The 24,909-nt window shown below is 61.1% G+C and carries 24 protein-coding genes; 7 read left to right on the plus strand and 17 right to left on the minus strand.

The features are described 5' to 3' along the window. Window positions 1–17: 17 nt before the first annotated feature. Both ppk1 and hemB read right to left on the minus strand, forming a co-directional pair. The gene (ppk1, locus tag ACMDB8_RS26890; protein ID WP_056726381.1) at window positions 18–2,246 is read right to left on the minus strand and encodes a polyphosphate kinase 1; all 2,229 of its coding nucleotides are present in this window, start codon (window positions 2,244–2,246) and stop codon (window positions 18–20) included. Window positions 2,247–2,264: 18 nt separating this feature from the next. Next, window positions 2,265–3,278 (minus strand): porphobilinogen synthase, encoded by a 1,014-nt coding sequence (hemB, locus tag ACMDB8_RS26895; RefSeq protein ID WP_056726380.1) that lies wholly within the window; start codon window positions 3,276–3,278, stop codon window positions 2,265–2,267. Between the two features lie 205 nt (window positions 3,279–3,483). Here hemB and ACMDB8_RS26900 point away from each other — a divergent pair, with 205 nt between their 5' ends. Next, on the plus strand, window positions 3,484–4,116 hold the full coding sequence (locus tag ACMDB8_RS26900; RefSeq protein ID WP_056726379.1) for a DedA family protein: 633 nt from the start codon (window positions 3,484–3,486) through the stop codon (window positions 4,114–4,116). Here the strand turns inward: ACMDB8_RS26900 and ACMDB8_RS26905 are convergent. Beyond that, on the minus strand, window positions 4,097–5,332 hold the full coding sequence (locus tag ACMDB8_RS26905) for a sterol desaturase family protein (protein ID WP_056726378.1): 1,236 nt from the start codon (window positions 5,330–5,332) through the stop codon (window positions 4,097–4,099). The genes ACMDB8_RS26900 and ACMDB8_RS26905 overlap by 20 nt on opposite strands. Before the next feature lie 115 nt (window positions 5,333–5,447). Between ACMDB8_RS26905 and elbB the strand changes: the two genes are divergently transcribed. After that, complete coding sequence (gene elbB / locus ACMDB8_RS26910; protein ID WP_056726377.1) at window positions 5,448–6,116, plus strand: isoprenoid biosynthesis glyoxalase ElbB; 669 nt, start codon at window positions 5,448–5,450, stop codon at window positions 6,114–6,116. 85 nt (window positions 6,117–6,201) lie between these two features. On the opposite strand, the gene ACMDB8_RS26915 is transcribed toward elbB, so the two are convergent. The 5 genes from ACMDB8_RS26915 to ACMDB8_RS26935 all read right to left on the minus strand — a co-directional run bounded on the left by ACMDB8_RS26915 (window position 6,202) and on the right by ACMDB8_RS26935 (window position 12,095). Further along, complete coding sequence (locus ACMDB8_RS26915; protein ID WP_056726376.1) at window positions 6,202–6,657, minus strand: YaiI/YqxD family protein; 456 nt, start codon at window positions 6,655–6,657, stop codon at window positions 6,202–6,204. Window positions 6,658–6,780: 123 nt separating this feature from the next. Continuing rightward, entirely contained in the window at window positions 6,781–8,679 is a 1,899-nt protein-coding gene (locus ACMDB8_RS26920; RefSeq protein WP_409078183.1) for an FTR1 family protein, read from the minus strand. 160 nt (window positions 8,680–8,839) lie between these two features. Further along, window positions 8,840–9,472, minus strand: a complete 633-nt coding sequence (gene rhtB, locus ACMDB8_RS26925) for a homoserine/homoserine lactone efflux protein (protein WP_056726374.1) — start codon at window positions 9,470–9,472, stop codon at window positions 8,840–8,842. Between the two features lie 131 nt (window positions 9,473–9,603). After that, on the minus strand, window positions 9,604–10,185 hold the full coding sequence (locus tag ACMDB8_RS26930) for a mechanosensitive ion channel family protein (protein WP_056726373.1): 582 nt from the start codon (window positions 10,183–10,185) through the stop codon (window positions 9,604–9,606). Further along, entirely contained in the window at window positions 10,185–12,095 is a 1,911-nt protein-coding gene (locus tag ACMDB8_RS26935; RefSeq protein WP_056726372.1) for an ATP-binding cassette domain-containing protein, read from the minus strand. Before ACMDB8_RS26935 ends, ACMDB8_RS26930 begins: the two co-directional genes overlap by 1 nt. 50 nt (window positions 12,096–12,145) lie before the next feature. Between ACMDB8_RS26935 and ACMDB8_RS26940 the strand changes: the two genes are divergently transcribed. Further along, on the plus strand, window positions 12,146–12,610 hold the full coding sequence (locus tag ACMDB8_RS26940; RefSeq protein ID WP_223541295.1) for a TIGR02444 family protein: 465 nt from the start codon (window positions 12,146–12,148) through the stop codon (window positions 12,608–12,610). On the opposite strand, the gene ACMDB8_RS26945 is transcribed toward ACMDB8_RS26940, so the two are convergent. Beyond that, window positions 12,607–13,749: an AlgP family protein gene (locus ACMDB8_RS26945; RefSeq protein ID WP_082562994.1), complete on the minus strand. Its 1,143-nt coding sequence runs from the start codon at window positions 13,747–13,749 to the stop codon at window positions 12,607–12,609. The two genes, ACMDB8_RS26940 and ACMDB8_RS26945, sit on opposite strands and share 4 nt — an antisense overlap. A gap of 192 nt (window positions 13,750–13,941) precedes the next feature. Here ACMDB8_RS26945 and ACMDB8_RS26950 point away from each other — a divergent pair, with 192 nt between their 5' ends. Further along, window positions 13,942–14,607 (plus strand): FKBP-type peptidyl-prolyl cis-trans isomerase, encoded by a 666-nt coding sequence (locus ACMDB8_RS26950; protein ID WP_409078184.1) that lies wholly within the window; start codon window positions 13,942–13,944, stop codon window positions 14,605–14,607. A 61-nt stretch (window positions 14,608–14,668) separates the two neighbouring features. Here the strand turns inward: ACMDB8_RS26950 and rsd are convergent, their stop codons facing one another. From rsd to ACMDB8_RS26985, 7 genes are all read right to left on the minus strand, one after another. Beyond that, window positions 14,669–15,127, minus strand: a complete 459-nt coding sequence (rsd, locus tag ACMDB8_RS26955) for a sigma D regulator (RefSeq protein ID WP_223455405.1) — start codon at window positions 15,125–15,127, stop codon at window positions 14,669–14,671. A gap of 177 nt (window positions 15,128–15,304) precedes the next feature. Beyond that, entirely contained in the window at window positions 15,305–15,856 is a 552-nt protein-coding gene (locus ACMDB8_RS26960) for a disulfide bond formation protein B (protein ID WP_409078185.1), read from the minus strand. Window positions 15,857–16,119: 263 nt separating this feature from the next. Then, on the minus strand, window positions 16,120–17,358 hold the full coding sequence (locus tag ACMDB8_RS26965; RefSeq protein WP_056726365.1) for a heme biosynthesis protein HemY: 1,239 nt from the start codon (window positions 17,356–17,358) through the stop codon (window positions 16,120–16,122). Then, window positions 17,355–18,518, minus strand: coding sequence for a uroporphyrinogen-III C-methyltransferase (locus ACMDB8_RS26970; RefSeq protein WP_056726364.1), 1,164 nt, complete (start codon window positions 18,516–18,518; stop codon window positions 17,355–17,357). Before ACMDB8_RS26970 ends, ACMDB8_RS26965 begins: the two co-directional genes overlap by 4 nt. A gap of 16 nt (window positions 18,519–18,534) precedes the next feature. Next, a complete protein-coding gene (locus tag ACMDB8_RS26975; protein ID WP_223541292.1) occupies window positions 18,535–19,302 on the minus strand; it encodes a uroporphyrinogen-III synthase in 768 nt (255 codons plus the stop codon). Further along, on the minus strand, window positions 19,299–20,240 hold the full coding sequence (gene hemC / locus ACMDB8_RS26980) for a hydroxymethylbilane synthase (RefSeq protein ID WP_409078186.1): 942 nt from the start codon (window positions 20,238–20,240) through the stop codon (window positions 19,299–19,301). The genes ACMDB8_RS26975 and hemC overlap by 4 nt, the downstream gene beginning before the upstream one ends. A 138-nt stretch (window positions 20,241–20,378) precedes the next feature. After that, a complete protein-coding gene (locus ACMDB8_RS26985; protein ID WP_008048635.1) occupies window positions 20,379–21,125 on the minus strand; it encodes a LytR/AlgR family response regulator transcription factor in 747 nt (248 codons plus the stop codon). A gap of 461 nt (window positions 21,126–21,586) precedes the next feature. On the opposite strand from ACMDB8_RS26985, the gene argH reads away from it, so the two are divergent. Further along, on the plus strand, window positions 21,587–22,981 hold the full coding sequence (gene argH, locus ACMDB8_RS26990; RefSeq protein ID WP_008001478.1) for an argininosuccinate lyase: 1,395 nt from the start codon (window positions 21,587–21,589) through the stop codon (window positions 22,979–22,981). Between the two features lie 124 nt (window positions 22,982–23,105). Here the strand turns inward: argH and ACMDB8_RS26995 are convergent, their stop codons facing one another. Further along, complete coding sequence (locus tag ACMDB8_RS26995) at window positions 23,106–23,765, minus strand: glutathione S-transferase (protein WP_056726361.1); 660 nt, start codon at window positions 23,763–23,765, stop codon at window positions 23,106–23,108. Window positions 23,766–23,889: 124 nt separating this feature from the next. On the opposite strand from ACMDB8_RS26995, the gene ACMDB8_RS27000 reads away from it, so the two are divergent. Together ACMDB8_RS27000 and ACMDB8_RS27005 are read left to right on the plus strand one after the other, a co-directional pair. Continuing rightward, on the plus strand, window positions 23,890–24,174 hold the full coding sequence (locus ACMDB8_RS27000; RefSeq protein WP_046039010.1) for a hypothetical protein: 285 nt from the start codon (window positions 23,890–23,892) through the stop codon (window positions 24,172–24,174). Window positions 24,175–24,506: 332 nt separating this feature from the next. Further along, window positions 24,507–24,752, plus strand: a complete 246-nt coding sequence (locus ACMDB8_RS27005) for a TIGR02647 family protein (protein ID WP_007980796.1) — start codon at window positions 24,507–24,509, stop codon at window positions 24,750–24,752. Window positions 24,753–24,909 lie beyond the last annotated feature (157 nt).

Here is a 24,909-nt window from a genome sequence, read left to right on the forward strand (position 1 = left end):
CTCCCACAGGTTCCGAGTTAACGAACCGCCAGGATCGGACTGCCCAAACGCTCCAGCAACGTCGCCTGGGCGCTGCGCGGGTTCTGGTTGCCGGTCGGTGTGTTACGGATGTAACGACCGTCCGACTGCAGGCTCCAACTGTGGGTGTTATCGGTCAGATACAACTCCAGCTCTTTCTTGACCCGCATGATCAGCTTCTTACCCTCCACCGGGAAGCAAGTCTCGACGCGCTTGTCGAGGTTGCGTTCCATCCAGTCGGCACTGGACAGGAACATCTGCTCGTCGCCACCGTTGAGGAAATAGAAGACCCGGGTGTGCTCCAGGAAGCGGCCGATGATCGAGCGCACATGGATGTTGTGGGAAACCCCGGCGATGCCCGGCCGCAGGCAGCACATGCCACGCACCACCAGATCGATGCGCACGCCTGACTGGCTGGCCTTGTACAGCGCGCGGATGATCTTCGGATCGGTCAGCGAGTTGAACTTGGCAATGATGTGCGCCGGTTTGCCGTCGAGGGCGAACTGGGTTTCCCGGGCAATCATGTCGAGCATGCCCTTCTTCAGGGTGAACGGCGCGTGCAGCAGTTTCTTCATGCGCAGCGTCTTACCCATGCCGATCAACTGGCTGAACAGTTTGCCGACGTCTTCGCACAAGGCGTCGTCGGAGGTCAGCAGGCTGTAGTCGGTATACAGGCGGGCGTTGCCGGCGTGGTAGTTACCGGTGCCGAGGTGCGCGTAACGCACGATTTCACCGGCCTCGCGCCGCAAAATCAGCATCATCTTGGCGTGGGTCTTGAAGCCGACCACGCCGTAGATCACCACCGCACCGGCCGCTTGCAGACGGCTGGCCAGTTGCAGGTTGGATTCCTCGTCGAACCGCGCACGCAATTCGATCACCGCCGTGACTTCCTTGCCGTTACGCGCAGCATCCACCAGCGCATCGACGATTTCCGAGTTGGCGCCGGAGCGGTACAGGGTCTGGCGCACCGCCAGAACGTGTGGGTCCTTGGCGGCCTGGCGCAGCAGGTCGACTACCGGGGTGAACGACTCGAACGGGTGCAGCAGCAGGATGTCCTGCTTGCTGATCACGCTGAAAATGTTCTCGCTGTTCTGCAGCAGTTTCGGAATCTGCGGCGTGAACGGCAGGTATTGCAGCTCGCGCTGGCTGTCCAGGCCAGTGATGCTGAACAGTCGCGTCAGGTTCACCGGACCGTTGACCTGATACAACTCCGACTCGCTCAGGTTGAATTGCTTGAGCAGGTAATCGGACAGGTGCTTCGGGCAGGTGTCGGCCACTTCCAGACGCACCGCATCGCCATAGCGACGGGAGAACAGTTCGCCGCGCAAGGCGCGGGCCAGGTCTTCGACGTCTTCGGAGTCCAGCGCCAGGTCGGCGTTACGGGTCAGGCGGAACTGGTAGCAACCCTTGACCTTCATGCCCTGGAACAGGTCATCGGCGTGAGCGTGGATCATCGACGACAGGAATACATAGTTGTCGCCAGCGCCGCCAACTTCTTCCGGCACCTTGATGATGCGCGGCAGCAGGCGTGGCGCCGGGATGATCGCCAGGCCGGAATCGCGGCCAAAGGCGTCGATGCCTTCGAGTTCGACGATGAAGTTCAGGCTCTTGTTCACCAGCAACGGGAACGGGTGCGTCGGGTCGAGGCCGATCGGGGTGATGATCGGTGCGATCTCGTCACGGAAATAGCGGCGGACCCAGGTCTTGAGCTTGGTCGTCCAGTTACGGCGACGGATGAAGCGGACCTGATGTTTTTCCAGTTCCGGCAACAGAATGTCGTTGAGGATCGCGTACTGGCGATCGACGTGACCGTGGACCAGTTCGCTGATGCGCGCCAGCGCCTGATGCGGTTGCAGACCATCGGCGCCGGCCTGTTCACGGGCGAAGGTGATCTGCTTCTTGAGGCCGGCGACCCGAATTTCGAAGAACTCGTCCAGGTTGCTGGAGAAGATCAACAGAAACTTCAGCCGCTCCAGCAATGGATAGGACTCGTCCAGCGCCTGCTCCAGCACGCGGATGTTGAACTGCAGTTGCGAGAGCTCGCGGTGGATGTACAGGCTGCTGTCATCCAGGCCGGGAATGGCCAGCGCTGGCGCTGGCGCTGTCACGGCGGTTTCGACGACCGCCGCGGGCGGAGCTGGCTCCAGCTCCGGCGGGGTCTCGTCGACTTGCTCCACCACAGGTTGAGCGTCTTTTACGGCAACTTCAGTGAGTACTTCGGTATTCATCGAATGTTCCTGGGAGGGCTATTTTTGCTCTCGTAACAATTGAGCGGCACGAACGGCAAAGTACGTCAGGATGCCATCAGCCCCTGCACGTTTGAAAGCGGTCAAGGACTCGAGGATAACCCCTTCGCTCAACCAGCCATTCTGGATCGCCGCCATGTGCATGGCGTATTCGCCGCTGACTTGATAAACAAACGTCGGCACTTTGAATTCTTCTTTTACCCGGCACAGGATGTCCAGGTACGGCATGCCCGGCTTGACCATGACCATGTCTGCACCTTCTGACAAGTCCGCCGCCACTTCGTGCAAGGCTTCGTTGCTGTTGGCCGGGTCCATCTGATAGGAGGCCTTGTTGGCCTTGCCCAGGTTCAGCGCCGAACCGACCGCATCGCGGAACGGGCCGTAATAGGCACTGGCGTACTTGGCCGAGTAGGCCATGATCCGCACGTTGACGTGACCGGCCACTTCGAGGGCTTCGCGGATCGCCTGGATGCGACCGTCCATCATGTCCGATGGCGCCACGACCTGAGCGCCGGCTTCGGCGTGGGACAGGGCTTGCCTGACCAGTGCGTCGACGGTGATGTCGTTCTGCACGTAGCCTTCTTCATCAAGAATGCCGTCCTGGCCGTGGGTGGTGAACGGGTCCAGGGCAACGTCGGTGATCACGCCCAGCTCAGGGAATCGCGCACGCAGCGCACGGGTCGCGCGCTGGGCGATGCCTTCGGGGTTCCACGCTTCGGCGGCGTCCAGCGACTTGAGTTCCGCGGGTGTCACCGGGAACAGCGCCAGCGCCGCAATCCCCAGCTCGACCCACTTGGCCGCTTCTTCCAGCAACAGGTCGATGGTCAGGCGTTCGACGCCCGGCATCGAAGCCACCGCTTCGCGACGGTTTTCACCGTCCAGTACGAACACCGGCAGGATCAAGTCATCGACGGTCAGGACGTTTTCACGCACCAGGCGACGCGAAAAGTCGTCACGACGATTGCGGCGCAGGCGGGTTGCGGGGAACAAACGGTTGGCGGGGGTAAAGCTCACGGCAGACTCCTGAGCCCGCAGACGTGCGAGCGTGACAGTTATAAGCGGCCATTATGACGAACGCGTGACAGTTATGTGCACGCTGCGACAGGTAGCCGCATTCCATTGTCGTTGTAGGAAATGTTCACGTCGAGACACATTTGGACACTTTCCTGAATGTGCCCGAAGGGTTAGGCTGCGCGTTCATTTCGCCAGCACCCAGACAATGCTCCAACAATTTCTGCATGAATTCGGCTACTTTGCCCTTTTTCTAGGCACGTTCTTCGAAGGCGAAACCATCCTGGTACTCGCGGGCTTCCTCGCGTTCCGTGGATACATGGACATCAACCTGGTGGTGGTCGTGGCCTTCTTCGGCAGCTATGCCGGCGACCAGCTGTGGTATTTCCTGGGGCGCAAGCACGGCCGCAAACTGTTGGCGCGCAAACCGCGCTGGCAGATGATGGGTGACCGGGCGCTGGAACACATTCGCAAGCACCCGGACATCTGGGTGCTGAGCTTCCGCTTCGTCTACGGTTTGCGCACGGTCATGCCGGTGGCCATCGGGCTGTCAGGTTATCCGCCGGGCCGTTACCTGCTGCTCAACGGCATTGGCGCAGCGATCTGGGCCACAGCCCTGGCGGCCGCCGCATACCATTTCGGCGCCGTGCTCGAAGGCATGCTCGGCAGTGTGAAGAAGTACGAGCTATGGGTACTCGGTGCGCTGCTGGTCCTGGGCTTCGTGCTGTGGCTGCGTCGGCGCTTCAAGAATGCCCGCCTGGCCAAGCAGGTCTACGCCGACGAACAAGCCCTGAAAGCTGTGCGAACCAACACCGAAGGCCCTACGACGCCAACCGAGTGATGCGGCTCCTGCAACAGTAAATACCGACGCCGCTCAACAGGCTGTAACTGAGCAGGCCGACCCAGCCCAGCGCGCTGGCCGGCCACAGCCCCACCATCGGGGCCAGCCATGCCAATGGCAGATTCGACGCCAGCCGCACCAGTTCCAGCTTCAACGCCCACGGGCGATTCTCCAGGGCCACGCCCAGCACAAACAGACCGAACGCCACCGCTCCCCAGCCCGACACCAGGGCGGCGACTGGCAGCTTCGACTCAAGATTCATCAGGTAACTGCCCAGCGCGATGTAGATGCAGAACTGCAAGAGGACGTAGAGCTGCTGACGCCCGTCCAACGCCACCTCGAATTTACGAAACTGGCTGAGATCCGGCTTGTTCATCGGGTATCTGGCCGCCACGTCCGCCGGGCGCCAGCCGGTGCGCATGAACCAGATCCGCAGCTTGTCCCGGGTGCTTTCGGCACGCCGCGCATCTACCCACAACTGCGCGTAGAACTGCACGTTCGCCCACACGGGGTTCCAGCTCGCCAGCGGCGTGGTCACGCCGAAGATCACCGGCTCGTTGTCGTCTTCTTCCTGGAACGAGCCGAACAGACGGTCCCAAATAATGAACACGCCGCCATAGTTGCGATCCATGTAGAGAGCGTTCTGTGCATGGTGGGCCCGATGATTGGACGGCGTGACAAAGAACCATTCGAACCAGCCGAGCTTGGGAATGTGCCGGGTGTGCACCCAGAACTGGTACAGCAGGTTCAGCGCCGCGACGCTGACGAACACCAGCAGCGGCACGCCGGACACCGCCATCGGCAGATAGAAGATCCAGCTCAACAGGAATCCGGTGCTGGTCTGGCGCAACGCCGTGGACAGGTTGTAGTCCTCGCTCTGGTGATGCACCGAATGGGCGGCCCAGAGGATGTTGCGCTCGTGGCCCATGCGGTGCAGCCAGTAGTAGCAGAAATCGTAGAAGACAAAGGCAAACACCCATGTCCAGACGTTGTCGGCCGACAGTTCGAACAGTGCCAGGTGCTTGAGGGCAAACCCATAGGTCACCAGCCCCACCCCCTTGGTCAACAGACCCGTGGTGGTCGACAGCACGCCGGTGCTGATGCTGTTGATCGCGTCCGCCACCCGATAATTGCTCACCCCGCGCCAACGGTCGGCCAGCAGCTCGGCAGCGATCAGCACAAAGAAAAATGGCACCGCATACAGAATGAAGTCCATGACGCGCCCTGATCGGAATCTTGAGGACAGATGCTATGTGCAGCCGTGAATTAACCCTATGGCAACGCAGGACAAATTAGTGGACATTTAACGCCATGAATCTGGAGAAAAGCCCATGAGCAAAAAAGTTGCAGTGATCCTTTCCGGTTGTGGCGTGTACGACGGCGCCGAGCTCCACGAGAGCGTCATCACCCTGCTGCGCCTGGACCAGCGCGGTGCCCAGGTGCAGTGTTTCGCACCGAACATCGCGCAGTTGCATGTGATCAACCACCTGACCGGCGAAGAAATGCCCGAATCGCGCAACGTGCTGGTGGAATCGGCGCGGATTGCCCGGGGCAACATCAAGGATATCCGTGACGCGAACGTCGATGAGTTCGATGCGCTGATCGTGCCCGGCGGCTTCGGCTCGGCCAAGAACCTGTCCAACTTCGCCATCGAAGGCGCCGGCTGCAGCGTTCAACCGGATGTCCTGGCACTGACCGAAGCCTTTGCCGAGGCTGGTAAACCGGTGGGGTTGATGTGCATCTCCCCTGCCCTGGCGGCAAAGATCTACGGCCCTGGCGTCACCTGCACCATAGGCAACGACACCGATACCGCTGCCGCGATGAACAAGATGGGCGCGACCCATACCGATTGCGCGGTCAGTGAGATCGTCGAGGACAAGGCACGCAAACTGGTGAGCACCCCGGCGTACATGCTGGCGCAATCGATCAGTGAGGTGGCATCGGGGATCAACAAGCTGGTGGACCGGGTACTGGAACTGACCCACGAAAACGATGCGTAAAAACAAGATCAAAAGATCGCAGCCTGCGGCAGCTCCTACAAGGGGCGGTGTATACCTGTAGGAGCTGCCGCAGGCTGCGATCTTTTCAGGCGTTGCGGGATAACCTGGTCAAAATCCGGTCCAGCGCATTGGCAAACGCCTGCTTCTCACGCTCGCCAAAGGGTGCCGGGCCACCGCCCATTTGCCCCTGTTCGCGCAAATCAGTGAACAGGTTGCGAACCGCCAGCCGCTCGCCCATGTTCTGCGCATCAAACTCCTTGCCCCTCGGGTCAAGCGCTGCCACGCCCTTCTTCACCAGACGATCGGCCAGCGGCACATCGCTGCAGATCACCAACTCACCGGGTACGGCGTGTTCCACCAAGTAGTCATCGGCCGCATCCGGGCCGCTCGGCACCACGATCAGCTTGACCAGGGCCAGTCCCGGCTTGGTCTGCGGTTGCCCGGCCACCAGCACCACTTCGAACTGGCGCTTGAGGGCGAACTTCACCACCAGATCCTTGGCTGCCCGCGGACAGGCGTCCGCATCGATCCACACACGCATTGGTTTTTCCTCTGTTTAAAAGCATCGTCGGAACGCCGCCCGGGGCAAGCCACGCTCCCACAGGTTAACGCTAAACCTGTGGGAGCGTGGCTTGCCCGCGGAAGTGAGCGAAGCGAATGCCGTTTAAGAAACCTGCACCCGCTGCCTCTCAACCACTCGGCTACGACCGTACAACACGACAATCGCAATGATCGCCACAGCCTGGGCACTCAACGAATAGGCGTCGGCATGGATCCCCAGCCATTCAAAGTCAAAGAACGGTACCGGCCGCGTACCGAAGATCCCGGCTTCCTGCAGCGCTTTCACGCCATGCCCGGCAAACACCACCGACAAGGCGCACAAAAGGCCGGCATTGATGCTGAAGAACAGCGCCAGCGGCAGCTTCGCCGAACCGCGCAAAATTACCCAGGCCAGGCCTATCAGCAACACCAGCGCCGTGGCCCCACCGGCCAGCACCGCGTTGTGCCCCGCGGGCCCCGCCTGCAACCACAGGGTTTCGTAGAACAGAATCACTTCGAACAGCTCGCGATACACCGAGAAGAACGCCAGGGTCGCAAACCCGAAACGCCCGCCGCCGCCCACCAGGCTGGTCTTGATGTAATCCTGCCAGGCCGCCGCGTGACGACGGTCATGCATCCACACGCCCAGCCACAGCACCATGACGCTGGCAAACAACGCCGTCGCACCTTCCAGCAATTCGCGTTGTGAACCGCTGACATCAATCACATAGGCTGCCAGCGCCCAGGTGCCCAGCCCCGCCACAAACGCCAGGCCCCAACCGACGTTAACGCTGCGCACTGCCGCCTGTTGATCCGTGTTACGCAGGAAAGCAAGGATCGCCGCCAGCACCAGGATCGCTTCCAGACCTTCGCGCAGCAGAATCAGCAGACCGGAAATGTAACTCAGCGACCAGCTCAAACCCTCGTTGCCCAACAGGCCGGCCGATACCTTCAACTTGTCCTTGGCCACTTCCAGGCGCTGCTCGACCTCGCTCACCGGCAGGCCGTCCTGCAACGACTGACGGTAGGCCATCAGGGATTTTTCAGTGTCTTTACGCACGTTGGCGTCAATGTTATCCAGCGAACTCTCAACCAGCTCAAAGCCTTCCAGATACGCTGCTACCGATAAGTCATAAGCCTGATCATGCTCACCGGCACGATACGCCGCGATGCTTTTGTCCAGAGTGGCCGCAGTGTAGTCGAGCAGTTGCGCCGGGCCACGCTTGACCTGCGGCGGTTGCGCCCGCTGGGCACGGAAGGTCGCGGCGGCTTGCGGGCCTTCGACGGCCTGTACTTCGGCCGGGGTCTGACGAGCCAGGTCGGCGATGTTGTAGGTCTTTTCAGCCTTGACCGTCGCCGGGTCGACGCTGAAGCTGGCGATATAGGTGGCCAGGTCCCAACGCTGACGATCATCCAATTGATCGGCAAAGGCCGGCATGTCAGTCCCTTCGACGCCCAAGCCCAAGGTGCTGTAGATCGCGTAGAGGCTCAGGCGATCCAATCGTGTAGTGTCACGCAGATCAGAAGGTGGTGGCGTCATGCCGACACCTGCCGGGCCATCGCCGGCCCCTGCATCGCCATGGCAGACCGAGCAGTGCTGAGCATACAGCGGCGCGCCACGCGCCGGGTCCGGCGTAATCACCGGGGCCTGGCTGACTTCATAGGCCACGGCCAGCTTCGCGCCCAGTTGCCTGGCCTGGCGAGTGACCTCGGTACCCTCCTGCCGGGCGCCGATGGAATTTCCCAGCGCGGCCAGGCTTTGCTCCAGCGCAGCTTTTTCCGGCTTGGCCGGCATGGCTGTAATCAGACTTCCCAGCGTCTTGACCGATTCTTGCTGCGCGCGAAATCCTGCCTGGTCCGTGATGCTGCCCGCCTGCACCGTGTCCGGGTAATCGGTGCCGATGTAATCGAGCAAGTGCAACGCCTGCGGTGCACCCTCGGCGGGTGCGGCCAGCAGTTGAAAGCTGCACGCAGCCAACAGCGGCAGCAACAGCCAGGCCAGGAAACGTGGGGGGGCAATCATGAATGAATCTCAATTGGAAATACGAAGTTACATATTGTTAACGCCAGACGGGTTTCGCTCAAGCTTTGTTGATACTTCTTCGTAATTGCATTGGTTTCTGAAATTGCTCCCCAAACGAAAAAGGCGACCTCCAGGGTCGCCTTCCTTGTAAGTCGCCGTTTTAAACGGCAGCCCTGCGCAACGTCGCCATGAACGCCGCCGCACCGATGAACAGCCCAGCAAAGGTGCGGTTCATGCGTTTTTGCTGTTTCGGCGTTCGCAACATACGAAGCACTTTGGACGCCAGGCCGGTGTAGCCGGCCATGACAATCAGGTCGACGCATACCATGGTCACGCCGATCACCAGATACTGAATCAGCAGCGGAGCATGGGGGTCGATGAACTGCGGCAGCACCGCCAGCATGAACACCAGCGCCTTCGGGTTGCTGATGTTCACCAGAAACCCACGGAACACCAGGGCCATCGGCTTGCCGATCTGGCGCAGGGCCGCGTCATCGCTCATATCGCTGGGCAGCGCACGCCATTGCTTGATCGCGAGGTAAACCAGATACGCCACGCCAAACCACTTGATGGCGTAGAAGGCCGTGGCCGAAGCCGTGAGAATGGCGCCGACACCGGCACCGACGATGGCGATCTGCAAAGCCAGGCCCAGTTGCAGGCCCAGGGCGTTCCAGTAGCCGCGCCAGAAACCGTATTGCAGGCCGCTGGACATCGACGCAATGGCGCCGGCACCGGGAGACAGGCTGATGACCCAGCAGGCGGCAAAAAACGCCAGCCATGTTTGAAGCTCCATTGCACACCTCGACTCAGATTCGTGACAGACGTCTAAGCTAATGCGGCTTTGGGCCAATGACTACCGATTTTTTGTAGGACATGGCGACTGCCGACTTGCTCGCGATCGCGGTGTATCAGGCAGCAGAAGCCTTACTTCTCAAACCCGCTGGAAGGAAACACATCCGTCCCGCGCCAGCGCCGTACCGAACGCTGGAAGAACAAACTGTTGGGCACCTGCACCATCGCGCTGCCGGTGCCGAGCTCTTCGGCCTCGACCAGCGTGGTGTAAAGAAGATTGATCGCCACCACCCGGCCTTTGACGCCGGGCTTGTCGGTGGTGTCCACCAACTCGACCACGTCACCGATGCGAAACGGGCCGACGGTGAAGATCAGGATCGCGCACAGCAGGTTCGACAACACGCTCCACATGGCGAAAAACGCCACCGCCGCGACCGCGACGAAACCAGACAACGCGGTCCAGAGCACCGTAGCCGAGACACCGAGTCGCTCCAGGACGAAAATCAGCGCACTACCCATGATCAGCCAGCGTAGACCACCGCGCAGCGGCATCAGCAACTGCGGCGGAAACGGATAGCGCTCACCGAGACGGGTCAGGCATTTGGCGACGAAACGCTGGGCGATGTAGCCGGCCAGAAGGATCAGCAGGATTTGCACCCCAAGCCAGATCGGCTCGGCCCACACCGCCGGTAGCGGCATCTTGAAGGCGTCCATCAGGACAGTGCCTCCAGCTCCGCCTGCATGCTTTCCAGCAATTCCAGGGCTTCCATCCACGCTTCTTCCAGCTCTGCCTCACGCACCTTCAGCCTGGCCTGTTCGGCCAGCAGGTCACGCAATTCGTTCTTGCGCGCCGGCTCGTAGATGTCACTGTCGCCGAGGCTGGCATCGATCTTCGCCAGCTTTTCGTGGAGCTTGCCGAGTTCGGCTTCGAGCTTGTCAGCCTCGCGCTTGTGCGGCGCCAGTTGCTGACGCAACGCAGCAGCGGCCTGACGCTGGGCTTTCTTGTCGGTCTTGTCCGGGTTGACCGGCGTGTTGCTGACCGGGGCGTTGCGCTGGCGATACTCCACCAGCCAGCGGGTGTAGTCCTCCAGGTCGCCGTCGAACTCCTCGACCTTGCCGTCCGCCACCAGATAGAAATTGTCGGTGGTGCTTTTGAGCAAGTGGCGATCGTGAGAAACCACCAATACCGCACCACTGAACTCTTGCAGGGCCATGGTCAGCGCCAGGCGCATTTCCAGGTCCAGATGGTTGGTCGGTTCGTCGAGCAGCAACAGGTTCGGTCGGTCCCAGGCAATCAAGGCCAACGCCAGGCGGGCTTTCTCGCCACCGGAAAAATTCAGTACCGGCTCGTCGATTCGCGCGCCACGGAAGTCGAAACCACCGAGGAAGTCGCGCAGGGTCTGTTCGCGCTCGGTTGGTGCCAGGCGCTGCAGGTGCAGCAACGGGCTGGCCTTGGAGTCCAGAGAATCGAGTTGATGCTGGGCGAAGTAACCGACCACGGTGTTCTCGCCACGGGTCAAGCGGCCGGCCAGAGGCGAAAGCTCACCGGCAAGGTTCTTGATCAGGGTCGACTTACCGGCACCGTTCGGGCCGAGCAGACCGATTCGCGCACCCGGGGTCAGTTGCAGCTTGACCTTCTCCAGCACGGCTTTGTCGCCGTAACCCAAGCGGGCATCGGACAGGTCGATCAGCGGGCTGGAAATCTTCTGCGATTCACGAAAGACAAAGTCGAACGGCGAATCGACATGGGCAGCGGTCAGCTCTTCCATCCGCTCCAGTGCCTTGATCCGGCTCTGGGCCTGACGGGCCTTGGTGGCCTGGGCCTTGAAGCGGGCGATGTAGCTTTCCATGTGCGCACGTTGCACCTGCTGCTTCTCGTACGCCTGCTGTTGCTGGGCCAGGCGTTCGGCACGGGCGCGCTCGAAGGCGCTGTAGCCACCGCGGTACAGGGTGATCTTGCGCTGATCGACGTGGGCTATGTGGTCGACCACGGCATCGAGGAAATCCCGGTCGTGGGAAATCAGCATCAAGGTGCCGGGATAACTCTTGAGCCACTCTTCGAGCCAGATGATGGCGTCGAGGTCGAGGTGGTTGGTCGGTTCGTCGAGCAGCAGCAGGTCCGACGGGCACATCAAGGCCTGCGCCAGGTTCAGGCGCATCCGCCAGCCACCGGAGAAATCCCCGACCTGGCGATCCATCTGCTCGTTGGTGAACCCGAGGCCGGCCAGCAACTTGCGCGCCCGGGCGTCGGCGGTGTAACCGTCGGCGCTGTCGAGCTCCGAGTGCAGGCGGGCCTGTGCGGCACCGTCATGGGCCGCTTCGGCTGCCGCCAGGTCGCGTTGCACCTGGCGCAGGCGCAGGTCGCCATCGAGCACGTAGTCGACCGCCAGGCGCTCGAGGGTGTCGACCTCCTGGCGCATGTGGGCGATACGCCAGTCGGCCGGCAGGAAGCAATCACCCGAGTCCGGGTGCAGTTCGCCCCGAAGCAAGGCGAACAGGCTCGATTTGCCGGCGCCGTTGGCACCGATGAGGCCGGCTTTCTGGCCGGCGTGCAGGGTCAGCTCGGCGTCTTCTAGCAGACGTTGCGGGCCACGCTGTAAAGTCAGGTTCTGAAGTCGAATCATAATGGCGGCGGAGTCTACCAGCTTCGCTCGCAACTGGCGCGAGTAGCACTATGTCCTCTGACCTGTGGAGCTTTTCCCTGAACACTTACGCTCGACCGGGTATTGAGCAGGCATGCCTGCAATTGCAGTCGGCGGGTATCAACGTGTGTCTGTTGCTGTGTGCTGCCTGGTTGGGACAGCGAGGCGTGGCCTGCGATGAGCAGCGCTTGCAACAACTGCGAAGTGTGGCCGCTCCTTGGGACGCCGATGTCGTGCGGCCGTTACGCGCCTTGCGCACACACTGGAAGGCCGCTGCCACGGCAGACGCCGATTTGCACAACCTGCGTGAACAAGTGAAGGCACTGGAGCTGGAAGCCGAGCGGCATCTGTTGTTGCGGCTCGAGAGAGCAGCGCAGAGTTGGCCGCAAGATGCCGAGACCGATCTATCGGCCTGGCTGGAAGGTGCGGCGGCGGGTGCCGCCCACCTGCACCGCGACGCGCTGCATCAGCTGCGCGTCGCGGTAACCGGCACTTAGGAAGCGCTGGTTGGGGTGGTTGCTGCGATCGATGCGGCGGCCGGCGTTGGCGCTGGCGTGGCTGTCGAGGTGGCTGCTGCTAAAGCAGACGTTGCTGCCGGAGCCGGGTTGGCTGGCTTGGCAACCGGTGCGGTGGCTGGCTTGGCGGCAACCGGCTTTTTCACTGCAGGTTTGGCCGCTGGTTTTGCAGCGGGTTTTGCCGCAGCAGGTTTGGCGGCAACTGGCTTGGCAGCGGCCGGCTTGGCGGCGACTGCTGGTTTCGCTGCAGCTGGTTTTGCGGCTGGTTTGGCAGCCGCTTTTACAGCAGGTTTGGCAGCGGGCTTGGCTGCTGGTTTTGCAGCGACGGGTTTGGCAGCCGGCTTGGCAGCAGGTTTCGCCGCAGCGGTCCGGGCAGCTGGTTTAGCGGCCGGTTTTGCAGCTGCTTTGGCTACTGGTTTTGCAGCCGGTTTAGCTGCTGGTTTTGCAGCGGCGGTTTTAGCTACGGCTGGTTTGCCAGCAGCGGTTCTTGCAGCGGCAGGTCGTGCGGCGGCAGGTTTGGCAGCCGTGGTTTTAGCCGCAGGTTTTGCAGCGCTGGCAGCAGCCGGTTTTCTCGCAGCCGGTTTGGCAGCAGGTTTGGCCGCGGCAGTTTTAGCGACTGGCCTGGCAGCTGCAGGTTTTGCAGCAGCAGGCTTGGCCGGTGCTTTTGCAGCAGCCGGTTTGGCAGCGGCTTTCTTCGCTGGTGCCGCAGCAGGCTTGGCCGCACGCAGGGACAACACCTTGCCGACAGCCTCTTGTACACGACCGACGCCCTGGGCCAGTTTCAGGCTTTCCTGAGCATCGCGCTTGAGTTGCAGAATGTAGCCGCGGGTTTCCGATTGACGATCCTTGAGGGCATCGAGCAGTTCCTCAAGATCGGCCACTGCGCCCTTGGCCTTGGCTTGCGCCTTGGCTTTTCCGGCTGCCGCAGCGTCCTGCAATTTAGTACGGGACTTGTGCAGTTTTTCTTGCGCTTTTCCGCGCTGCTTTTCCAGTTTGGCGAGCAACTTTTCAGCATCAGCCAAGGCTTCGGAACAAGCGGTTTCCAGATGCTCGAGCAGGCTGCTCGAGAGTTGTTGGAGCAAGTGCAACGGAGTGTTTACTGGCTTCTTGGTGGCCGACATGGTTTACCTCCTGGCTGAAGTGAGTGCGGCTCATACTAGACCTCTGCAGCAACCGCCGCTAGGGCATGTTGACACTATCGAAAGCGCTGTGTTGCAAAGGTTTGAAAAACTTCTGCCTCGGCGCAAAAGCAGTTCACCGTTGCGCATATTCTCGCTGGCATAATCGCCCGCAATTCAGGTCGGAGAGAGCTCATGTCGCGCTACCTTTTTTTATCGCTGTGTGTGTTTTTTTCGGTGGCCCAGGCCGCCGAAAAAACGCAGGAAAATGAAGCCCACGATCTCGCTTACAGCCTGGGCGCAAGCCTTGGCGAACGCTTGCGCCAGGAGGCTCCCGACCTGCAGCTCCAGGCACTGGTCGAAGGATTGCAGCAGGCCTATCAGGGCAAGCCGCTAGCGCTGAAGGACGAGCAGATCCAGCAGATACTGAACGAGCATGAAGCCCGGATCGCCATGCAGTCAGACGAGCCGCAAAGCGAAATGGCACTGGAAAAAGAACAGCGATTTCTCGCCACGGAAAAAGCCAGACCCGGCGTGCGCGAACTGGCCGATGGCGTGTTGCTGACCGAGTTGACGCCAGGCACTGGCGCCAAGCCCGGACCGAACGGCAAGGTGCAGGTGCTGTACATCGGTCGCTTGCCCGACGGTACGGTGTTCGATCAGAGCAGTCAGCCACAATGGTTCAGTCTCGACAGCGTGATCGCCGGATGGCGTAGCGCGCTGCAGAACATGCCGGTTGGGGCGAAATGGCGACTGGTGATTCCATCGGCTCAAGCCTATGGCGCCGACGGTGCCGGCGACGTGATTGCTCCGTTCACTCCACTGGTGTTCGAAGTTGAATTGCGCGGAGCCACCAGCTGACAACGCAAACAGAAAACGGCGTGCCTTGGCACGCCGTTTCGGGATCTTGCAGAGAAGTGTTTCAGGCCTGAACCGAATCAGTTTCCTTGTGGGCGGTATGCAGCACCTCGATCAGGCAGTCTTCCAGTTCAAAGCGCTCATGCAACAGTCCGCCGAGTGTCTTGAACTCTTCGGCAACACACTTTCCTGCATCACACAGGTCATTGAAGGCGAGCAGCTTTTCGGTGATGACGTCGATACGCGGATAGATCGTCTCGGCGAGCTCCAGGCCACGCTGGTCGTTGAAGGCCTTGGCCTCCCCCGTCAGCTGCTCGTAGATCTCGAAATGCCCGGCCGATACATAATCGACAAGCACGCCGCAGAATTCCTGCAAGGGCTTGCGGTTCTCACCCAGCGCCTCAGGCTTTGCGCCGAGAGCGTCATAGGCCCCGATCAGTTCGTGTCGTTCCTGCAACCAGCGATCAATCAGCAGGTGCACTCCGCCCCAGCGTTCCTGAGCATTCTGACAACTTTCGAGCATGGTGATCTCTCTTCCCTTGTGGGTCAGCTGCTCTATGCCCGCTCGCCTCTTGTAACATCGGTGGGCGGTCAGGCAGAGCGTCATCGAGCAACATAATTCCAATGACACGTGCGGGCCAGATTATGCCCGCGCGACACTGGCTTCAAGGTACGCAGGCGATAAAGTTCATACAAGTGTTTAATCGCCCGCAAAGGCCCGGTGCGACGACTCGCCGCTGAGTGGTCGCTGATAGCCGCTCCAGACCAGTCGCAGCGACTGGTAAATGGCCAGAATCATCATCGCGACGAAGAACAGCAGGCTCCACTCAGTGAGACTCAGATCGAACAGCGTCCAGGAAATTTCCACACAATCGGCAGCGCCCTTGAACATTTGCTGTACGACCGATAGCCACGGCGAGTTGGACAACAGGTCCGCCAGATGCGTCGAGCACACTGCGACCTGTTCCGCCGGCAGGGTTTGCAGCAGGACTTGTCGCCATGCCGTGACAGTGCCGGCCAGGCTGCAACAAAGACTGAGCAACCAATACAGAACGTTTCCGATGCGACCGGGGCCATGGACCGAAGCCATCAGGCAGACGCCGGTAAGGAGCGCCAGGCAAAACCGCTGCACAAGACACAAGCCACAAGGTCGCAGGCCGACTGCATATTCCAGGTAGTAGGAAACGCCCATCGCCAGGGCACCCGCAATGAAAGCCATGAAAAACAAGGAGCGTGAGCAGGCCAAAGACATGGCTTTTCCGTAAAAGTAGTGACAGACCATTACGGTAGAGGAAAGCGCGACAGCCTTTCAAGGCAAGTGCCCACAGAGACTTCAGCACAGGAGTAGGGAAATCCCGACGCAGGCGAGAGGATAAAATGTAGCCCGCTGTAGGACTTTTCCTGCGACGAAATTTGGCGACTGAATTTCAACTGATCATCGTACTGCGGCGAGGGCGATTGCTCCCTCGCCACAGGTCATCGCTCAGGCGCCGGAGCCCGGCGCCAACGAATGGCTCAAGCGCGGACCGGCGCTGGCAGAGGGGCCGCGAGCAAGCGCTCATCCAACAACCCCAGGCCTTCCTGAAACAGCTGGTTGCTACGCTCGGCATCGCCCATTTGCGCCAGCAAGCGTGCCAGCTCGGCACAGGCTTCCGGATTGCGTTGTACACGCAGGCTGCTTTCCAGATAGTCCCGGGCCTTGCCCCACAAACTGTTTTGCAGGCATAGACGCCCCAGAGTCAGCAGCAGGCCCGGATCAGCCGGATGGTCCTTGAGCCAGCCTTCGGCGGCCTGCAACTGGCGGACCGGATCATTGCCGCGAACCAGTCCGTAGAGTCGTGCCAGATGACTGTCGTAGCTGCGCTTGAGCGCAGTGCGCAGCACTTCTTCGGCCTCGACCTGAGCCCCCAGTTGCCGTAGCTGTTCGGCATACGCGAGCACCAATTGCGGCTCCTGACGCTGTGCCGAAGTCAGTTGCTGCCAGGCACGTTCCAGCGATTGCTTCCCCACCGTTCCGTCTGCTTCCCGTTGCGCCGCCAGGGACAGGTTCGCCCCCCAGGCCCGACGCTCCAGCTCGGCGAGTTCGGCAGCCGGCAGGATTTTGTCCTTGCGCAGTTCCGGCAACAGGCGAATCACTGCCGACCAGTCACCACGCTGCGCAAGCAGGCGCTGCAACTGACGCAGGGTCTGTGCGTTATGAGGATGGCGTTCACGCATGGCTTGCAGGGTGGCGAGGGCGCCTTCGGTATCACCGCGGTCGGTCTGCAACTGGGCGTGGCTCAAGGCAATCGCCAACTCGGCCTGAGGCTGACGCTCCAGGGCGCGCTCCAGCAAGTTGTCGCTTTCTTCGTAATTACCCAGTTCGTTCGCGGCACGGGCAGCGCCGAGGTAGTAAAGCAGCGGCTGGCGCTCGGCTTCGGCAGCCCGATACAAGTGCCGTTGCGCGTTGGCCCAGCGCCCCTCGGCCAGGTCCAGCTGACCGTGTTCGATCGCCACCTGCACCCGACGGCTGCGGTTACGCCGCGACCACGGATTGACCACGCCACTGGAAGCCATCACCAGTTCGACCAGCGACTTGATGCCCCAGATCACCAGCCAGAGCACAGCCACCAGCGCCAAGGTAGCCCACAGGCTCGACTCGTAACGGAAGGTCTTGTAGGCAATCAGCACATAGCCGGAGTGTTCGGCAATCGCCAACCCGAGCGCAGCGGTAGCAGCGATCACGAAGAACACGATCACATAGAGGCGTCTCATGGCGTGGCCTCCGGCGCGGCGTTCGCGGCAGGCCTGGCCAGTGGCTTGACCGAATCTTCAGCGTTGACGTTGCGCCGCTCCAGATACCCCTGCACCGCGCTCAGGGTGCCGGTCATGTCCGGAGTGACGACGGTGACAGGTTGCTTGCTCAACTCGGCGACCTGCTCAAGCATGACTTTGCTTTGCGCGTTGTCCGGGTTGAAGTTGCCCTTGAGGATGTCCCGCGCCTCGTCCAGCACCTGGGAGTAAACCGCCGCCTGGCCATTGAGTGCGGCCCACTGCGCCTGCTCCAGCGCCAGGCTCAGGGCCAGGCGTACCTGACTCAGGCTCTGGCCGGCCAACAATGGGCGAACGTTTTTGTCAGCATTGAAATCGATGCGGATGTAGCGCGAAATCTGATCCCACCATTGCGCCCAGCGACTGGCACCGTCGCCATCGGCAGTCAGGCCCAGCAACGAATCACCTCGGTCCTTGTACTCCGGTGCCAGCTCGGTGAGGCTGGCCACTTGATCACGCAGCGCGCCAAGACGCAGGAACAGCCCGGTGCGATCCGGTTGTTCGGTGCTGCGCAAGGCGATCAGGGTCTTGGCCACCTGCTCGCGAGCGGCAAAGGAGCCCGGGTCGTTTTGCTCGCGCAGTATCTCGTCGGCACCCTGGACCAGTGCCTGGGCACTGCTGATGTCCTGCAACGCGGACAGTCGCAGGCTGGCCAGACGTAGCAGGTGCTCGGCCTCGGCCAGACGCCAGTCCTTGCGGCTGGCGCCGAGAACGGTTTCCAGCCGTTGGTTCAACCGCTGCTGATCACCTTGCAGCTGAATCACCAGGCGACTGCGTGCTTCCAGCTCATCGGCGGGAGGCAATTGCGCCAGGCGTGCGCTCAGGCGCTCCTCATTGAGCTTGAGGCTTTGCGCCTGGTCATTCAGCGCCTGCACCTGGCTCAGTTGCTGCTGATTATTGGCCTGCAGGTGACGCACCTGCCAGACACCCCAACCGCCCACGGCTACACCGGCTGCGCCCAACAGCAGCGCGATGATTGCCAGACCATTGCCTCGACGCTGCTCGGCAGCAGGTGGCGGCGGCGACACTTCATCAACAGGAGCATCAACAGGTGCATCAAGCACCGGTCGCGAGTCATCTTTAGGCAAGGCTGTTTCGCTCACGTATCCATCCTTTGCATCAGAAAACGGGTACGGGATGCTCCCGCAACGCCGTCAGCAAGGCCGCGGCACTGGCGCCGCGACAATCCACAACTGTTTTGGCCCCGGCGGCACGCGCCATCTCGGCAACCCTGGGGCTCGGTACAAACAACGGCAACCGCGCCAACTGCGGCCAGGCATCGCCGGCCAATTGGTGCAGGTGCTCAAAACCTTGTCCACTGCTGACCACCAACCCGTTCAGGCGTTCCGCCTGGATCCGTTGCGGCAGCAGTGTCGGCGGATAAATCGGCAACCCCCGGCGGTACAACTCCAGATACTCGACACTAGCACCAAGCTCACGCAAACGCTCAGCCAGCAACTCGCGCCCGCCCTCCCCGCGCAGGATCAGCACTCGCGCATCGGGTTGTGCGATAGCCTCGCGCAGACGGGAAAGTTCGAGCAAGGCTTCACTGTCATCGCCTTCTGCCGGGAAGCTCACGTCCAGCCCGTGATCCTCGAGGATCCGCGCAGTCGCCGCGCCGACGCTGAACCACTTCACACCGGGCGGTGTTGGCCAATACCGCTCGAGCAGTTCGACGCCGATCCGGGCTGCCGGCTTGCTGACCACGATGACGGCGCAGAACTGATCCAGCGCCTGAATCACCTGGCGCATTGTGTCAGTGGTCGCAATGGGCATGATGTCCAAAAGCGGCAGGCTGTTACTGAATATCCCCTGCTCGGCCAAAAGGCTGCTCAGCGCCGCCGCTTCTTCGGCGGGACGCGTCAGCAGCAAGCGCCAGCCGATCACTCGTGACCAGCCTCGCCATAGACCGCCTTGAGGATGGCGCCGGCACCCTGGCTGAGCAGGTCTTCGGCGACTCGCACACCCAGCGCCTCGGCATCGTCGCGAGGAGCCCGGGCCTGTGCGCTGAGCAGCAGGCCACCGGCCGGATCGCCCACCAGCCCGCGCAACCAGACTTGCTCGCCCTCCAGCACGGCGTAGCAGGCGATCGGCACCTGGCAGCCACCATTGAGGTGCTTGTTGAGGGCTCGTTCAGCGGTCACGCGAGTGGCGGTATCCTGGTGATGCAGGGGTGTCAGCAACGCATGGATTTCACTGTCGCCGCTGCGGCATTCGATACCCACCGCGCCCTGGCCACCGGCCGGAAGGCTGTCGTCGACGCTGATGGCCGAGCTGATGCGATCTTCGAATCCCAGGCGGATCAGGCCGGCGGCGGCGAGGATGATGGCGTCGTATTCGCCGGCATCGAGCTTGGCCAGGCGAGTGTTGACGTTGCCGCGCAGGAAACGGATTTCCAGGTCCGGGCGGCGGGTCAGCAATTGAGCCTGGCGACGCAAGCTGGAGGTGCCGACGATGCTGCCCTGGGGCAACTCATCCAGACGGGTGTAGGTGTTGGAAACGAAGGCATCGCGCGGGTCTTCCCGCTCGCAGATGCAGAACAGGCCGAGGCCTTCGGGGAAGTCCATCGGCACGTCCTTCATCGAGTGCACGGCGATGTCGGCTTCATTTTCCAGCAGCGCGGTTTCGAGCTCCTTGACGAACAGGCCTTTGCCGCCGATTTTCGACAGCGGTGAGTCAAGCAGCTTGTCACCACGGCTGACCATGGGGACGAGGGTCACCAGCAGGCCCGGATGAGCCGCTTCAAGACGGGCTTTGACGTATTCGGCCTGCCAAAGGGCGAGAGCGCTTTTGCGGGTGGCGATGCGGATCTGGCGAGAGGACATGGATCAATCCGTACTGAATAGATACGGCGGATAATAACAGCTCAGCCAAATCCACTTTGACTTGTATCAGATACTACTCGGCCTCCCTGGCCCCGGATGTCCGGCAATCGGGTGTAAAATTGGCCTGCGAACAGCTGTTTAAAGCTGTTGCATCATTTTGCGTACCCCAGCCACATGACGACGGCTGACGATCAGCGCATCACCGTTGAGGCCTTTCAGGAATAGCTGAAAATGTCCCAAGGGTGTGCGTTGCAATCGCTCGATACGCTCACGGGCGACCAGTGCATTGCGATGGATACGCACGAAACGGTCACCGAATTCATCTTCGAGGGCCTTGAGCGGCTCATCGAGCAGCACTTCGCCGCTTTCGTGGCGCAAGGTCACGTATTTGTGGTCGGCAATGAAATACACCACCTGATCCAGCGGAATCAGCTCGATCCCCTTACGGGTTCGGGCGCTGATATGGCTGCGCGGGCCGTTGCCGCTTTCGGCGGCAGGGCGGGTCAGGGCGGCGAGCTGGGCACGATTGGGGCGCTCGGCTCTCTTTAATGCATCATGTAATTGTTCAGTTCTCACAGGTTTCACCAGATAGCCTACGGCGCTGGCCTGTAAGGCTTCCACGGCAAATTCATCGGGCCCGGCGCAGAACACCACGGCGGGCGGAGTTTCGCGTTCGCATAACCGAGCAGCCACTTGCAGGCCATCCAGGCCGGGCATGCGGATATCGAGCAGCACGATATCCGGCTTGTGGCTGTCGATCAGTGCCAACGCCTCTTCGCCATTCGTGGCACTAGGCTCCAGGACACTGTATCCCTCGAGTTCGCCAACCATGCGGCTCAGGCGCTCTCGGGCCAAGGGTTCGTCATCAACGATCAGGACATTCATATTGCGCTGGATTCCTGCGTGAGTCTCGCACAAGGATAGCGTAGACAGGTGAAGTGACATCCGTCACCGCGATCCACGCTAAGACTAGCGCGAGCGCCAAAAAGTGCCGTTGGTCCGGCGGCTAAATTTTCATCTGCCGGGCGATTGGCGGCCCAGGCCCGCGTTGGCGATGCATCGCCACAGGGTTTGCTGATACGCAATATGAACACCCCACTCTTCTTATAGCCAGCGGCTGCACCGAGAAGTGCGCTGATCCTACTGTCCAACTGTAGACGGTTGCCGGGACGATATTGCTCAATTGGAAAATATCGTTCTGCAAAAATGCGCGGATATTGCCCGGGCCCGGGCTCTCGCCCCCCAAAAAAACGTATCGACCAGTGTCAGCGACAGGATTGGCAACCCTGTTATTATCCGCGCCAGCGTTCCACGCCTTCTTACTTCAAGCCGATACGAGCGAATTCATGAGCACTGACAAGACCAATCAGTCCTGGGGCGGCCGCTTCAGTGAACCCGTCGACGCCTTCGTCGCCCGCTTCACCGCCTCCGTCACCTTCGACCAGCGCCTGTATCGCCACGACATCATGGGCTCGATCGCCCACGCCACCATGCTGGCCAAGGTCGGCGTGCTGACCGATGCCGAGCGCGACAGCATCATCGATGGCCTGAACACCATCCAGGGTGAAATCGAGGCCGGTCAGTTCGACTGGCGCATCGACCTCGAAGACGTTCACATGAACATCGAGGCACGCCTGACCGACCGCATCGGCGTGACCGGTAAAAAGTTGCACACCGGCCGCAGCCGCAACGATCAGGTCGCCACCGACATCCGTCTGTGGCTGCGTGACGAGATCGACCTGATCCTGGCCGAAATCACCCGCCTGCAAAAAGGCCTGCTGGAGCAGGCCGAGCGCGAAGCCGCCAGCATCATGCCGGGGTTCACCCACCTGCAGACCGCACAGCCGGTGACGTTCGGGCACCACATGCTGGCCTGGTTCGAAATGCTCAGCCGCGACTATGAACGCCTGGTCGACTGCCGCAAACGCACCAACCGCATGCCATTGGGCAGCGCGGCGCTGGCCGGCACCACCTATCCGATCGATCGTGAATACACCGCCCAACTCCTGGGTTTCGACGCGGTTGGCGGCAATTCGCTGGACAACGTCTCCGATCGTGATTTCGCCATCGAATTCTGCTCGGCGGCCAGTATCGCGATGATGCACCTGTCGCGCTTCTCCGAAGAGCTGGTGCTATGGACCAGCGCGCAGTTCCAGTTTATCGATCTGCCCGACCGTTTCTGCACCGGCAGCTCGATCATGCCGCAAAAGAAAAACCCGGACGTGCCGGAGCTCGTGCGTGGCAAGACCGGTCGCGTGTTCGGCGCACTGATGGGCCTGCTGACCCTGATGAAAGGCCAGCCCCTGGCCTACAACAAGGACAACCAGGAAGACAAGGAACCGCTGTTCGACGCCGCCGACACCCTGCGCGACTCGCTGCGGGCCTTTGCCGACATGGTGCCGGCGATCAAGCCCAAGCACGCGATGATGCGCGAAGCAGCCCTGCGCGGTTTCTCCACCGCCACCGACCTGGCCGACTACCTGGTGCGTCGCGGCCTGCCATTCCGTGATTGCCACGAAATCGTTGGCCATGCCGTGAAGTACGGCGTGGACAGCGGCAAGGACCTGGCGGAAATGAGCCTGGAAGAACTGCGCAAGTTCAGCGACCAGATCGATCAGGACGTGTTCGCCGTGTTGACCCTGGAAGGCTCGGTCAATGCCCGTAACCACATCGGCGGCACCGCGCCGGCGCAGGTGAAGGCTGCCGTGGCTCGTGGTCAGGCGCTGCTCGCCAGCCGCTAAATCGCCAAAAACTTCGCGAGCAGGCTCGCTCCCACACTGGATAGTGTTCGCACATCCAATCCTGTGGGAGCGAGCCGGCTCCGGGCGGCGTTCCGACGATGCCGGACTTCAAAACCCCACAGAACTACTTCTTGGCAGCGATCATCGCCATGAACGCCGGCATCGCCGCCTCCCGGTCCGCCGCAATTCGCTGAACGTTGGGGTTCTGTCCCAGACGTTCCAGCAACGCCCTGGCCGCCGGCATTTCTGCCAGCAGATCAATCCCGAACACCTTCTGCCCGACCGCACTGGCCAATGACACGCTGTACTGGAAGTACAGATCGGCAATGCTCAAGCTTTCTCCAGCCACATAAGGGGCGAATTTGCCGTGCCTGGCCAGGGAGGCAAACCCCAGTAGCAACTCAGCCTTGCTCTTTTCCTTGATCGCCTCCGACACCGTCATGCCAAAAAATGCTTCCGGGAAGCAGGCACGCGCCGGCAGTTCGATGTACAGCTCGATTTCCTTGGCTAACGCCAGCACCTGCGCGCGCTCGAACGGCTCATTCGGCAGCAGTGGCTTGCCCTTTTGGGCTTGTTCGATGTACTCGAGAATCACGCTGGTTTCGTTGATGTAGCCCTGCTCGACACCCAGCACCGGGACCTTGCCCCGCGGGCTGATCGCCAATGACTCCGGGGTCTGGGTCGGGACGAACATGACCTCCTCGAATGGCAGGCCTTTTTCCAGCAACGCCAGTTTGACCATGTTGTAGTAGTTGCTGACACAAAATCCATAAAGTTTAAACATCACATAGCCTCCAGGCCGTGCGGGGTGGGCAGTGCCTGTTTATAGAACGCTGCCGGGATTCTTGCCAGCAGCATCACGCCGCTGAATGCGGGTAAACTGGCCGCCTTTCCCTTAGGAGCCTGCCATGAGCGAGCCAACCGATATCGACAACGACGAAGAAGAGTTCGCCGAAAGCACCCTGATCCAGGCCATCGAAAACCAGATCGAAAGCGACAACCCGCCGGCTGCCAAGGCGACATTCAACAAGCTGACACTGGTGGGTTACGAACGCGAAGAAATTCTCAACCTGATGGCTCACGTTTTGGCGGTAGAAATCGACGCGATCCTCGAAGAAGACCGCGCGTTCAACACCGAATGGTACGAAGCTGCCCTGCGCGCCTTGCCTGAGTTGCCGCCGGAAAAGCAGTAAGCATCGAAATCGATTCTTGTGGCGAGGGAGCTTGCTTCCGCTGGGTCGCGAAGCGGCCCCAAAAGCTTTGCGACTGCTTCGCAGCCGAGCGGGACGGTGCGGCGATCCGACAAGCTCCCTCGCAACAGGAAAGCAAGCTACACACATTTTGTTGCCAATCCTGCCTGCCGTCTCCCGACACCTGACTACACTGGAAACACCCCGCTGCCCCACCATCCGCCGGGGGAAGGCTACCCGAGGCAAAAAACCCTGTCGCGAGCACTGGACATGCCGCGCAAGTGGGATCACCTTAGGGGCGCTGTCGTCCAATTCCTAGAAAGTCTGGAGTCCTTATGTCGCTTACCCCTGAGTTGGTTGCCGAACTGGAAGTCCTCGCACTCTTCAACCTGGACAGTTCCCAGGAAGGTCTGAAAATTCATCAGACCGCTGCCCCGAAACACATTGCCGCCGCCAAACGCCTCTTTGAAAAAGAACTGACCGACCAACCTGACGGCGGTTACCTGACCAGCCTGGGTCGTGACGCCGCGCAAAATGTGCAATCCGTGCTGACCATTCTTAACGCCGAAGTAACAGCCTGAATTCTGCCGCATCGCCCACGGAGACCCCGACCCAGGGATTTCCGCGGGCACATTCCCCTGATGCCTGCCCCCAATCGTTAGAAATCTGACGCCAGAAAAACAAAATCAGCTTAAAAGTCCTCGCCCCAAGGCGCTAAACTGCCCCACATCCGAAGAG

This window comes from Pseudomonas monachiensis (assembly GCF_047345015.1).
Classification (GTDB): domain Bacteria; phylum Pseudomonadota; class Gammaproteobacteria; order Pseudomonadales; family Pseudomonadaceae; genus Aquipseudomonas; species Aquipseudomonas monachiensis.

Excerpts from the sequence above, each read along its gene's own strand:
- ACMDB8_RS26940 (WP_223541295.1), top strand. The coding sequence starts at position 12,146 with ATGTCCTCTGACCTGTGGAGCTTTTCCCTGAACACTTACGCTCGACCG.
- ACMDB8_RS26920 (WP_409078183.1), bottom strand. The coding sequence starts at position 8,679 with ATGATTGCCCCCCCACGTTTCCTGGCCTGGCTGTTGCTGCCGCTGTTG.
- ACMDB8_RS26995 (WP_056726361.1), bottom strand. The coding sequence starts at position 23,765 with ATGTTTAAACTTTATGGATTTTGTGTCAGCAACTACTACAACATGGTC.
- ACMDB8_RS26950 (WP_409078184.1), top strand. The coding sequence starts at position 13,942 with ATGTCGCGCTACCTTTTTTTATCGCTGTGTGTGTTTTTTTCGGTGGCC.
- rhtB (WP_056726374.1), bottom strand. The coding sequence starts at position 9,472 with ATGGAGCTTCAAACATGGCTGGCGTTTTTTGCCGCCTGCTGGGTCATC.
- ppk1 (WP_056726381.1), bottom strand. The coding sequence starts at position 2,246 with ATGAATACCGAAGTACTCACTGAAGTTGCCGTAAAAGACGCTCAACCT.
- ACMDB8_RS27005 (WP_007980796.1), top strand. The coding sequence starts at position 24,507 with ATGTCGCTTACCCCTGAGTTGGTTGCCGAACTGGAAGTCCTCGCACTC.
- elbB (WP_056726377.1), top strand. The coding sequence starts at position 5,448 with ATGAGCAAAAAAGTTGCAGTGATCCTTTCCGGTTGTGGCGTGTACGAC.
- ACMDB8_RS26960 (WP_409078185.1), bottom strand. The coding sequence starts at position 15,856 with ATGTCTTTGGCCTGCTCACGCTCCTTGTTTTTCATGGCTTTCATTGCG.
- ACMDB8_RS26905 (WP_056726378.1), bottom strand. The coding sequence starts at position 5,332 with ATGGACTTCATTCTGTATGCGGTGCCATTTTTCTTTGTGCTGATCGCT.
- ACMDB8_RS26930 (WP_056726373.1), bottom strand. The coding sequence starts at position 10,185 with ATGGACGCCTTCAAGATGCCGCTACCGGCGGTGTGGGCCGAGCCGATC.
- hemC (WP_409078186.1), bottom strand. The coding sequence starts at position 20,240 with ATGTCCTCTCGCCAGATCCGCATCGCCACCCGCAAAAGCGCTCTCGCC.
- ACMDB8_RS26945 (WP_082562994.1), bottom strand. The coding sequence starts at position 13,749 with ATGTCGGCCACCAAGAAGCCAGTAAACACTCCGTTGCACTTGCTCCAA.
- rsd (WP_223455405.1), bottom strand. The coding sequence starts at position 15,127 with ATGCTCGAAAGTTGTCAGAATGCTCAGGAACGCTGGGGCGGAGTGCAC.
- ACMDB8_RS26900 (WP_056726379.1), top strand. The coding sequence starts at position 3,484 with ATGCTCCAACAATTTCTGCATGAATTCGGCTACTTTGCCCTTTTTCTA.
- ACMDB8_RS26985 (WP_008048635.1), bottom strand. The coding sequence starts at position 21,125 with ATGAATGTCCTGATCGTTGATGACGAACCCTTGGCCCGAGAGCGCCTG.
- ACMDB8_RS26935 (WP_056726372.1), bottom strand. The coding sequence starts at position 12,095 with ATGATTCGACTTCAGAACCTGACTTTACAGCGTGGCCCGCAACGTCTG.
- ACMDB8_RS26965 (WP_056726365.1), bottom strand. The coding sequence starts at position 17,358 with ATGAGACGCCTCTATGTGATCGTGTTCTTCGTGATCGCTGCTACCGCT.
- ACMDB8_RS26915 (WP_056726376.1), bottom strand. The coding sequence starts at position 6,657 with ATGCGTGTGTGGATCGATGCGGACGCCTGTCCGCGGGCAGCCAAGGAT.
- argH (WP_008001478.1), top strand. The coding sequence starts at position 21,587 with ATGAGCACTGACAAGACCAATCAGTCCTGGGGCGGCCGCTTCAGTGAA.
- ACMDB8_RS27000 (WP_046039010.1), top strand. The coding sequence starts at position 23,890 with ATGAGCGAGCCAACCGATATCGACAACGACGAAGAAGAGTTCGCCGAA.